Genomic DNA, 11,589 nt, shown 5'->3' on the forward strand with positions numbered 1-11,589 from the left:
TGAACTCTTTGAGTTTTTAATACGCTTTTCATATCTTTTTGCCAAAGCACCCCAAACGATGACATTCATTAAACGGAATATTCTTGATCAAGCCTTTTATACATTTTTAATAAAAAATCATCATACTTCGTTTTTTTAATGGATACTTATTGCTAAACAAGTTGAGATATTTTCACTAACAAAAAAGCTACCAATTCTAAGGTAGCTCGGTAATTTATTTTAATAATTTTTCAGTATCCTTCACATCTTCCCCTGCTGCCTTGCCTAGTTCCACAGAACGAGTTGCCCATTTCTGTGTATTTTTCTTATCGCCTAGTTTATAGTAAAGATGGGCTAGTGTGTCGGTATTGGCATAAGATTCTTTAAGAGCTACAGATTTTTCTGCCCAGATTACCGCTTGCTGGAGGGCTTTTTTATCGGAGATATGCTCATAGAAACGCCATGCTACCTGATTGAGTTCATTGGTGTCATTAAAATCTTTGGCATCACCATAATAATTTTGAGCCAATTTTGCATATTCTTGATATTCCTTTTTGGAAAAAGCGATTCTCATTTTGGTATTTTGAAGGAACTTATTGGCTTCGTTTTCAGACATTACCTTCTTAGCTTCGTTTAAAAGTAATACTTCGTTAAGGGTTTTGTTCTCTTTGTCATATGCTTTTCGGATGATACCTTTTTTGTAAAAGCTCATCATAAGATTTTCATACTGTTTTTCAGAGATTTTTTGAGTAATTTCAGCTTTTCTTTCTTGGAAAATTTTAAAAAGTGGAGACTCCACATTGGGGATATTACTTACCAGCAAACCTAAATCTTCTCGGCTTAGCTCACTCCCTTTTAGTCGGTTAAAATATCTTTCCATCACCTTTTGAGCAAAATCAGGTTCAGAGTAGGAGAAAACCGTCAAAAGGTTTTTTAAAAATGCCAAGTCATCTACGCCTTCTTCAAATTTCTTTTTCAGAACAGCAATTTGATTTTTAGGGTCAATGGCTTTTTTACCAAAATCAATAAAATCATTTTTATTATAATATCCTGTACCGGTGTAGATTACTTCTCCATCCCCATTAAGGAACATGTAGTAAGGAAATACTTTGATGCCGTATTTCTTTGCTATTTCTACGCCTTCTCCTTTTTCCATATCGTATTTGGCACTTATGAAATTGGAATTATAAAAATCCCCAACTTCCGTATTCGGGTAAATGTCTTTTTCCATTTTTTTACAATAAGCACACCATGAAGTATAGGCACTTATGAAGGCTGGTTTATTTTCTTTTCTGGCTTGCTCTAGAATATGATTAAATTTTCCTTCGGTAAATTTGAGCTGTGCCATTGCTCCCATGGAGATGACAGAGGCCAGCAATAAACTTATTTTTTTCATAGTTGATTTACATTTTTTCTGGCTGTGAATGTAGTAAAATTTATTGTAATTTGAATGATGGAAAATTATTTTTTGAAATCATTTTATTTTTAGGAAAAAACACTTTAAAAACTATTTTTTTATTTCGAAAAAAATCGTACATTTAAGCCAAAATTATTTATTCGGCTATGATTACAGAGCAATACACTTCTGGAAATGAAAATTATCCAAATGAAAATCCACTTTCTGATAATAATGAAAGCATTGATAATCAGAGTGAATCAATGTTAGAAGAGGCATATTCTAATCAAGATGAGGAACATTTGGAACAAAAGTCCAATACTTTTGCACTTCTATCCCTAGAAGCTGCATTAGATGAAATGGAAAAAATTATTAATGGCGAGGTGAATTTTTCTACAATTAAAAAATTTAATCAGCTGAAAGAAGTGGCATCTCAGAGAATGCAAACGGATAAAGAGAATGTCCTAAATCAATTTTTGGCCGCTGGGAATGAAATAGAACATTTTGAATATCTACATCCCCAAAATGCGAGGATGAAGGATATTTGTCTTGTTCAGAAAGAAAAAATGGATGAATTTCAAAAACAAGTAGAAGCAGAGCAGGAAGAAAATAAAAAGGAGAGAAAAACCATCATTGATGATCTTCATAAGCTTTATACTGAGGCTACCACAGATACGAATCTTTTCAAAGAAATCAGAATCATTAAGGAGAGATGGAGTAAGGCGGGGCAAGTGCCAAAATCTGATTTTAAAATTTTAAATAATGATTATTTCTTTCATCTTAACCAGTTTTATCAGGTCTTAGACCTCAATAAAGAGTTCTTGGAGCAAGAATATGCACATAATTTAGAGAAAAGACAGCATATTATTCAGAGAACGAAGGAGCTGATAGAAGAGCCATCTATCCAAAAGGCATTGAATGAGTTGCAGTACTTTCATAAACTTTGGAAAGAAGAAGCAGTACCCGTTGCAGAAGAACATAGAGAGCCTACTTGGGAAGAATTTAAAGCCGTTTCTGCCCAGATTCACGATAGAAAGGCAGAACTAGTGGCTCAGCAAGAAGCAGAGCAAAAAGAGAATTTGCTAAAGAAAAACGCCATTATAGAGGAAATAAAAAAACTGACATTCCCTGTTGCTGATGCAGGACATACCTACTGGCAAAACGCCATAGAAAAGGTAGAGCAGCTGAGAGAGAATTTTATCAAGATAGGAAGTGTTCCTAAAAAACTTTCCAGCGAAAATTGGAATTTGTTCAAAACAGTAGTGAAAGAATTTAATCACGAAAAAAATAAGTTCTATAAAAACCTAAAAAATCATCAGCACGAAAATTTAGAAGCAAAAAAAGAACTTCTGAAAAAAGCAAAGGAAAATGCCTTTGCTACAGATTGGGAAACGCTGCTCCCAATGTATAAACAGCTCCAAGAAGACTGGAGGAAAATAGGTCATGTACCGAAATCTGTTTCCCAAAAGCTATGGAATGAGTTTAAAGATGCTTGTAATACTTTCTTTAATAATTATAGAACGCATAATGAAATTAAGGTAGATAACTGGAAAGAGAATTTTGTTGAAAAACAGAAAATCCTTGATAGACTGAAGGTTTTAGAAGAAAATGAGAATACAATAGCGGATTTGGAACAAATTAAAACCGATTGGGAGAGATGGGGGAAAGTGCCTAGGGATAAAATGAAAATTAATAATGAGTTTAGCCAATTGTACAAAAAATGGGCTAAAAAACTGAATATCCAGCATGAGTCTAGTACCTCTGTAAATCCTATTGATAGAGCTAGAAAATTAAAAGTACTTATTACAGATGTTGAAAACCAAATAGTTACTTTAGAAAATAACTTGAATTTCTTCTCTGATTCGAGTCGTGAAAATCCGCTTCTCAAAGATACTTACCAAAAAATAGATGCCAAAAAACAACAGCTTGAAGAGATGAAGCAAGAATTAAGAGAAATCTTAAGAACGAATGAAGAATAAGTATCTATTAATGGTAGTTAAAAAATAATTAGGTACAGTAATAAGCAATTTCTCTTTGCTGAGAGATTGCTTATTTTTCAAAAAAACTGTTTTTACTTTTTTGCATAAATAAAAATAATTTAATAATTTTGTCGCCGCTTATCAACCTCTGTCGAGAGCCGTTTATGTTGGTAGGTATTAACTTTATTTATTTTATACAACATGGACTTAGTAAAGTATGTACAGGAAAAGTACATTGCAAAGAAAGATTTCCCAGAATTTAAGGCTGGAGACACTATCACTGTGTACTACGAAATTAGCGAGGGGAACAAAACAAGAACGCAGTTCTTTAAAGGAACTGTAATCCAGTTAAGAGGAACTGGAGCTACCAAAACATTTACCATCAGAAAAATGAGTGGTGATGTAGGAGTAGAGAGAGTTTTCCCTATTAACATGCCTGCTTTGCAAAAAATAGAAGTAGAAAGAAGAGGTAAAGTGCGTAGAGCAAGAATCTACTACTTCCGTAATCTTCGTGGTAAGAAAGCAAGAATTAAAGACGCTCCTTACAAAAAGAACTAAACTACTTCTGACTAAGAATGAAGCATCCACATCTTTATTAAAGATGTGGATTTTTTATATTAACTTTTTGTAGATTCCTCCATTTTATCGTAAATTTACCAGCAAAATAAAGCAACGATATGAATTTTAATTTATCAGAAGAACATGAAATGATTCGCCAAGCGGCGAGAGATTTTGCTCAAAATGAACTTTTACCTGGCGTTATTGATAGAGATAGAGACCAAATTTTCCCTACCGAGCAGGTGAAAATGATGGGAGAAATGGGATTCCTAGGGATGATGGTAGATCCTAAATACGGAGGTGCGGGGATGGATAGTGTTTCTTATGTTCTTGCCATGGAGGAAATAGCAAAGGTGGATGCTTCTGCCGCTGTAGTAATGTCTGTAAATAATTCATTGGTTTGTGCTGGATTAGAAAGATTTGCCAGCGAAGAACAAAAACAAAAATACCTTGTACCTTTAGCAAGTGGGCAAGCAATTGGGGCGTTCGCTCTCTCTGAGCCAGAAGCAGGCTCTGATGCTACCTCTCAAAAGACTACTGCAATAGATATGGGAGATCACTATCTTCTTAATGGTACTAAAAACTGGATTACCAATGGGAATTCAGCGAAGTATTATATCGTTATTGCACAGACAGATGCAGAGAAAAAACACAAAGGTATCAATGCTTTTATAGTGGAGAGAGGATGGGAAGGTTTTGAGATTGGTCCTAAGGAAGATAAAATGGGAATAAGAGGAAGTGATACGCATTCATTACTTTTCACCGATGTAAAAGTTCCAAAAGAAAATAGAATAGGGGAAGAAGGTTTTGGGTTTAATTTTGCTATGGCTGTCCTTAATGGCGGTAGAATAGGAATTGCTTCTCAGGCATTAGGTATAGCAAGTGGTGCGTATGAGCTGGCTCTAAAATATGCCAAAGAAAGAAAGGCATTTGGTAAGGAGATCATTAATCATCAGGCTGTTGCATTTAAACTGGCAGATATGCATACTCAAATAACAGCGGCTAGAATGCTGTGTCTGAAAGCAGCTTGTGAGAAAGACGCAGGAAAAGATATCTCTGAAAGTGGTGCGATGGCAAAACTCTATGCATCTCAGGTAGCAATGGATACTACCATAGAAGCCGTTCAGATTCATGGTGGATATGGATATGTGAAGGAGTATCATGTGGAAAGACTAATGAGAGATGCTAAGATTACTCAAATTTATGAAGGAACTTCAGAAATTCAGAAAATAGTGATTTCTAGAAGTATTGCAAAATAATTATTATAAAAGGTATTACTATGTCTGATTTTCAACCAGTGGAAAAGAAAGGAGGTATGAAGAAGATCATTTTTTGGATAAGCTTTGTAGTTATTCTTTTTCTGAGCGTATTTATTTGGTACCGATATTATTTCGTTTTCGGAGAGGGCGTAAAGTCGGGTTACCTTAATTATGCGGTAAAAAAAGGAAATCTTTTTAAAACTTACGAGGGAAAACTTATTCAGGAAGGTTTTGGAAGAGGAAAAACAGGTGGTTTGACCAGCTATGAGTTTGAATTTTCCATTGAAGATGAAGCCGTTTTTAAGCAGTTAGAAAGTAATAGTGGAAAACAATTTGATCTTCACTACAAAGAGTATCACGGAGCATTACCATGGCGTGGAAATACGAAGTATGTGGTAGATAAAGTGGTGAATATGAAATAGATGTTTCAGATAAATATATAAACCCCAACATTTGGCAAAAAGCTGAAAATTGGGGTTTCTTATTAGGAGCGAAATGAAAATAATTATACTCAGATTTTCTTACTTACAAACTACTTTTTACTTTACTTGATGAGAATTTTTAAATTTATAAAGCGTTGAGTTAAACTGTCTTAAAAAAAGGCAATGTGGTAAAAAATGGTACTTTTATAATTGATAAAAAATGCTTATATTTCGCACATTGATTGGAAGAGGAAACAAGCTCTGCTGAGGAATAAGCGAGAAAAAGCGAATAGCTTTTACGAAGGTTACGAACATAGTTCATTGTCAGCAATACAATCAATGTTCAAAACGATAGTTTTAGGGGTGAGTTTTTCTCACCCTTTTTTATTAAAACTATCGGATGAACCCTATGGCTAAAAAAAACCTTATCCCCCTTGATTTTTAAAATATAAATACCATTTTATAAAGTTCTTTTTAGCCTCAAAACGAAGTCCTCTATGCAAGGTTAATTTCTCTTTCAAATGCGTAAAATAGGCTTCTAAACGATTGGTAGTATAAGGGATTTCACTATCTTTCAGATATGCAAACATATTGGGTAAGGCATTGATAATATGATAAGTAGCTAAGTGTAGATTTTTATGTTTAAACCACTGAAATCCAGATTCTTCATTCATTGATTTTTCTTCTATAAAATATTGATTTTCAACATACCACTGGTAAAATCTATTTACCCAATCGTTAGCCTGTTCATTGGTTTTTAGATGCGTAATTTCTTTGGATAAACACAAAAGCTGTTGGCTAATAAAATGTTTTGGGCTACCACTTAAATAGTTCTTAATCTGTCGTTTAATATGCACTAAACATCTTTGGATAATCACCTCTGGAAACACCTTTTTTACCGCTCCTAAAATAGATTTATGCCCATCGCAGGTTACACTGTAAACTGCCACATTCAGCTTCTTTAAGTTTTCCAAATCTTGCTTTATATCACGAAGTTTTTCCTTGTTGGTTTGGCGGTAAAGTTGCACATATCGAATGTCATAATCGTAGTAGAGTATCAGGCATAATCCATTGGAAAAGTAGGTGCCATCAATCAAGAGATGAACCTTTGTCTTGCTTTTGATGCTGAGGGTAGGAACTTGTGAAAGGTAATGTTTAAAGAGGTTTTGAAGGGTAGATTGGCTCATTGAGCTATCCCTCGAAAGGGTTTTATAGACTTGCCTTTCCATTATCCATTTTCTGAACCAAATGAATTGATTTTTTCTTTTTACACCAATGTTTTTAATCGTAAAATTTGCCTGACAATCTCCACATTGAAAGCGTTGTTTTCCATTTCTTTTTCCTTTTTTGATGATGTGATTAGAATCACAAACTGGACATTTTTTATTCGTTTTGGACATAAAATAAGAGTTATAATGAAACCACTTTCATTATAACTCTTATAAGTCTATAAAAGACAATGCTTTACAAGGTTTTTAAGCACCATTTTTTGTTATATTGTCAAAAAAAAACACAAATCCAACAATTGGGATAAGAACTGTTGGATTTCTTTATAGCTAAATTTTAAAAATTTTAGTTTGCAATTTCGGCACGCATTTCTTTGCCTTTAAATTTCATTGCTCCTAAATTATTGAGAATCTCATTTTTAAAAGACTTATCTACTTCAAAGAAAGTAAACTTATCTAAGATTTCTATATCACCGATGTCTGGTCTTTTCTTTGATTTTTTCGTTGCCTTGTTGATGATATCCAGCATATCTACTTTTCTTAGCTGGTCTCTCTTTCCGAGGTTAAAAAAGAAGCGAGTCATATTTTCATTTTTTCTTCCTTTTCTTCCACCTCTATCTCTTTTTCCGTCTCTTCTTCGTTCTCTTCTGCTTGATGGGATATCCTCTTCCGAAGCCAATTTTTGCTGGAAAAGATCTTTCCTATCTTTATAAAATAGGTGGAGGTCTTTTAGCTGAAATTGTAATAATTGTCTTACCAGTTCTTCTTTAGAAAATGCAGATAAGTCAGGAATTAAGGTTTCATCAAAGTGAAAATATTCCTCATGTTCCGTTAATAGTTTTTCAAAAACCCCTTGAATTTGAGCTTTCATAATCTCATCAGAAGTAGGAATTTGCTTTTCTGTAATTTCTATTTTCGTTTGCGTTCTGATTTGTTTCAGTTTACGCGTTTCCTCAGGCTTGATGAGTGCCATAGAGATGCCATCTTTCCCTGCTCTTCCTGTTCTACCACTTCTGTGGACGAAAACTTCTGGGTCATCAGGTAACGAAAAATGGACTACATGGGTAAGGGCATCTACATCTAATCCTCTGGCAGCCACATCTGTAGCAACAAGGATATCAATATTTTTCAGTCGGAATTTTTTCATTACGGTATCTCTCTGTGCTTGAGAGAGGTCTCCGTGGAGTGCATCTGCGGCATATCCGTTTTGCATAAGGAAATCAGCCACATCTTGGGTTTCCATTCTCGTTCTACAGAAGATGATGGAATATTGGTTCGGATTGGCATCGATGAGTCTTTTCAGTGCCTCTTTTTTATGTCTGTATCCTACTACGAAATATTCGTGTTTAATGTTCTTTTTTACCGCATTAATGTTCCCTACCGAAATTCTATGCGGATGGGTAAGATAGTTTTTAGAAATTCTTTCCACTTCTTTATTCATCGTGGCGGAGAAAAGAAGTGTTTGTTTAGTCTCAGGGGTTTCGCTGAGAATGGTTTCTAAATCATCTTTGAACCCCATAGAGAGCATTTCATCGGCTTCATCAAGGACGAGCCAAGAGATTTCTGAAAAGTCTAATGCTTTTCTTTTGATAAGGTCTATCACTCTCCCTGGCGTACCCACAATGATTTGTGGTTTTTCACGGAGAGATCTGATTTGATCTGTAATGCTACTCCCGCCATATACGGCTGTAGATTTTACATTAGGGAGGTATTTAGTATAGTTTTTAATATCCTTCGAAATTTGAAGGCAAAGTTCTCGCGTCGGGCAAAGTACCAATAGTTGGATTTTACGACTCGTATCGTCTATCATATCCAAAATCGGAAGCGAAAATGCTGCAGTTTTGCCAGTTCCCGTTTGCGCAAGTGCGATGAGATCGCGAATATCTGATAAGATAAAAGGAATTGTCTGTTTTTGGATTTCTGTGGGGGCTTCATAGCCCATTTCGCCAATGGCCTGAAGGATTTCAGGACTTAAATTGGACTCTGAAAATAAATTCATGTAAAAGATCGTCTAATTTTCTGCAAAGATAGTATTTTTATTTTAAATGCCTGAGGATATTTGTAGAGTATATATCTACAGATGAAGAGAGACAAAATTTTTGATGGAAAATTTAATTTTGACCAATCAAAATTTGTAACGAAATTTTATTTTAGATACTAATAGAGCATGAATACCATTAAGGAACGAGCGTTTATAGCAGAAATTAATGCTCACCAACGGCTGGTGCATAAAATTTGTAAAATTTATACCGATACGCCACATGACCATGAAGACTTATTTCAGGAAATAGTGATTCAGCTATGGAAGGCATATCCTAACTTCCGTGGAGATGCTCTTTTTAGCACTTGGGCGTATAAAATAGCACTCAATACTGCCATGACACTCTTCCGAAAGAAAAATAGAACCCCAAAAATAAACGCCCAGAGTGATATTTTTCAGCTCGAAATAAGGGAGGAAGAAAAGCCAGAGGATAGTGATAAAATTAATGCCATGTATGATGCTATTCACCAGCTGAATGATGTGGAAAAAGCATTGATCATGATGTTTTTAGATGATAAATCCTATAGAGAAATCGCTGAGATTTTAGGAATATCAGAGGGGAATGCAAGAATAAAAATGATGAGAACAAGAGAAAAACTAAAGCATCTAATACAAAAAAAATAATATGGAAGAAGAACTGGATTTATTAAAAAGAGATTGGAATAAAAATCGTAACGAATTTAAGGAATATTCACCGCAACAACTTTTTGCCATGACTAAGAAAAAATCTGTTTCTATAGCTAAATGGGTGTTCATTATTGCATTATTAGAAATTTGCTTTTGGGCTCTATTAGGTTGGTTTTTAGATTATAGAAAAACGGATGATGCAGAGCGTGCAGTGAAATCGCATTATTTTATCGTGGAAGATTTTTTAAGATTAATAGAAGGCGTTTCTTCTATTTTGCCTTTTGTTTTTATTTCTGTATTGCTGTATATCAATTATAAAATTCGTGTAGAAGAAAATCCGAGACAACTCATGAATAAAATTTTGTGGATGCGAAAAAGCATTCAGTGGTATATTAGTATTTTTCTAGTACAAATTACATTGGTGTCTATAGTTGTTATTACAGATGAAATAGCGGGGAGCTATAGGAATAACCAAGCCATTGGTGAGACCATTGCTTATACCATTTTGATGGGAATGTTTATGGTAATGCTTCTTATTCCTTTTGTTTTAGGAATAAAATGGATATACAAAAAACTTATCTATGGAAAAATGCTCAGAAAGTTGGAGGAAAATTATAAAGAGCTGAGTGGGGACTAGTATAAAGAAAATATTTGTAAGTAATAGCAAGTAATTGGCGGTTGGCATTTAGCGGATGGCATTTAGCTTTCTAACTTCCAAATTCTAATCTCCAACATCTAATTTCTAAAAGCAGTAGGCAGGAAGCAATGTGCAGGAGGCTTTCGGTTGCTAGCAGTTGGTTTCTAACTTTTTAGCCTTTTAGTTTTCTAACCTCTACTTTCCAACTTTTATAGGCTTTTGATCTGACCTCGTAGAGGTCAGATGTTTATAGTGGAATATTTTCTTATATAACATACGACTCCGAAGAGGTCTCATAACAAAACGGTGGCTGTTGCTATATACATTTGACCCCGCTGTAGTCATACATGCAGTAGAATTTGAGCGACTGGTTTCTAGCGAATAGCTTTCTAACTTCCAAATTCTAAAATCATTATACATTCTACTTTGTACGCGGTACAATCTCCAACATCTAAAATTAACTTATAAAAAAACTTTTTGTGTATTAGAAAACTTTATCTATCTTTGCCTCGTTATGTTACACGCAATCAATACATATAAAAATACTGAAAAAAAGTGGGCCAAAAATTTGGTCAATTCAAATGATTGTGTAAACACACACACACACACACACACACACACACACACACACACACACACACTTACCTTCGCTAAGTATATATAAATATGCGTGTGTCTAAGTATATATAAATATGCGTGTGTACGCGGAATCTATAAAAAAAATTTAGAGCGAGCAAATATCGGATATTTTAATTTATATCCTCCTTCTTTCGGAAGGGGGCAATTTTGTTTGTATCTATGTCATCATCATAGTTATTCATTACCCCATAGAGGAGAGACCTGTACCAGTACATTCCCTATCCTTCACCAGAACCTTTTACAAAAATCAATACGATATCAGTGTCTCCCTTCTAATTTGTACAGTTCACTAATTGTTTTTTGGGAGGATAGGGATTTAATAAGGAATTATCTAAAAAAAGGAAAGAAATTAAAGAGTCTAAAGAATCTAAAAAAATCGAAATCATCAAAACGAACGGAATCTTTTAATCTTTGAATTTTTTAATCATTTAATAAAAAAATAAATCAACATTTTAAATTTAAAAACGATGAACAAAACAACAATCAAGATCAGTGTGTTAGCGTTCTTAGGTTTTATGACTTATGGCTATGCACAGCAACAGCAGCAAGACCCACACAGGGGTAAAGTAGGGATAAACACCGTAACACCGAGTGCTACGATGGACATTCGCCCAAGTACAGCCAATGCTCAGAAAGAAGCCACCACTAACGAAGGGATTATTGCTCCGAAGCTAAGCAAAACGAGAATTGCTAATATTGCTACCCCAGTAGAAGGTACTTTGGTGTATGCTACGGATGAAACTACTTCGCCTATTTCTGCTTATACAGGAGGAGATACGAAAGTAGCGAAGATTACGGAAAAAGGGTATTATTTCTATAATGGTAC

The 11,589-nt window shown here is 34.5% G+C and carries 9 protein-coding genes and 1 pseudogene; 7 read left to right on the forward strand and 3 right to left on the reverse strand.

What is annotated here, in order from left to right; all coding sequences use genetic code 11:
• Positions 1 to 214: 214 nt before the first annotated feature.
• Positions 215 to 1,375 carry a thioredoxin family protein gene (locus tag HMPREF9699_RS05790; protein WP_002663193.1) on the reverse strand — a complete coding sequence of 387 codons (1,161 nt, stop codon included), beginning with the start codon at positions 1,373 to 1,375 and terminating at the stop codon, positions 215 to 217.
• A 167-nt stretch (positions 1,376 to 1,542) separates the two neighbouring features.
• Between HMPREF9699_RS05790 and HMPREF9699_RS05795 the strand changes: the two genes are divergently transcribed.
• The 4 genes from HMPREF9699_RS05795 (at position 1,543) to HMPREF9699_RS05810 (ending at position 5,593) form a co-directional block, all read left to right on the forward strand.
• The gene (locus HMPREF9699_RS05795) at positions 1,543 to 3,354 is read left to right on the forward strand and encodes a DUF349 domain-containing protein (protein WP_002663195.1); all 1,812 of its coding nucleotides are present in this window, start codon (positions 1,543 to 1,545) and stop codon (positions 3,352 to 3,354) included.
• A 201-nt stretch (positions 3,355 to 3,555) separates the two neighbouring features.
• Positions 3,556 to 3,912 (forward strand): 50S ribosomal protein L19, encoded by a 357-nt coding sequence (rplS, locus tag HMPREF9699_RS05800; RefSeq protein ID WP_002663196.1) that lies wholly within the window; start codon positions 3,556 to 3,558, stop codon positions 3,910 to 3,912.
• Between the two features lie 119 nt (positions 3,913 to 4,031).
• A complete protein-coding gene (locus tag HMPREF9699_RS05805; protein WP_002663199.1) occupies positions 4,032 to 5,171 on the forward strand; it encodes an acyl-CoA dehydrogenase in 1,140 nt (379 codons plus the stop codon).
• A gap of 56 nt (positions 5,172 to 5,227) precedes the next feature.
• On the forward strand, positions 5,228 to 5,593 hold the full coding sequence (locus HMPREF9699_RS05810; protein WP_034986124.1) for a hypothetical protein: 366 nt from the start codon (positions 5,228 to 5,230) through the stop codon (positions 5,591 to 5,593).
• A 425-nt stretch (positions 5,594 to 6,018) separates the two neighbouring features.
• Here HMPREF9699_RS05810 and HMPREF9699_RS05815 read toward each other — a convergent pair whose 3' ends face one another.
• On the reverse strand, positions 6,019 to 6,993 hold the full coding sequence (locus HMPREF9699_RS05815; protein WP_002661810.1) for an IS256 family transposase, variant Zn-binding type: 975 nt from the start codon (positions 6,991 to 6,993) through the stop codon (positions 6,019 to 6,021).
• Between the two features lie 172 nt (positions 6,994 to 7,165).
• Positions 7,166 to 8,818: a DEAD/DEAH box helicase gene (locus tag HMPREF9699_RS05820; RefSeq protein WP_002663205.1), complete on the reverse strand. Its 1,653-nt coding sequence runs from the start codon at positions 8,816 to 8,818 to the stop codon at positions 7,166 to 7,168.
• 168 nt (positions 8,819 to 8,986) lie between these two features.
• Between HMPREF9699_RS05820 and HMPREF9699_RS05825 the strand changes: the two genes are divergently transcribed.
• From HMPREF9699_RS05825 to HMPREF9699_RS11310, 3 genes and pseudogenes are all read left to right on the forward strand, one after another.
• A complete protein-coding gene (locus HMPREF9699_RS05825) occupies positions 8,987 to 9,484 on the forward strand; it encodes an RNA polymerase sigma factor (RefSeq protein ID WP_002663207.1) in 498 nt (165 codons plus the stop codon).
• A 1-nt stretch (position 9,485) separates the two neighbouring features.
• On the forward strand, positions 9,486 to 10,124 hold the full coding sequence (locus tag HMPREF9699_RS05830) for a hypothetical protein (RefSeq protein ID WP_002663208.1): 639 nt from the start codon (positions 9,486 to 9,488) through the stop codon (positions 10,122 to 10,124).
• A gap of 1,106 nt (positions 10,125 to 11,230) precedes the next feature.
• A pseudogene (locus HMPREF9699_RS11310) lies at positions 11,231 to 11,589 on the forward strand (hypothetical protein); the annotation flags it as partial.

The sequence above is a fragment of the Bergeyella zoohelcum ATCC 43767 genome, from assembly GCF_000301075.1.
GTDB classification, from domain to species: Bacteria; Bacteroidota; Bacteroidia; order Flavobacteriales; family Weeksellaceae; genus Bergeyella; species Bergeyella zoohelcum.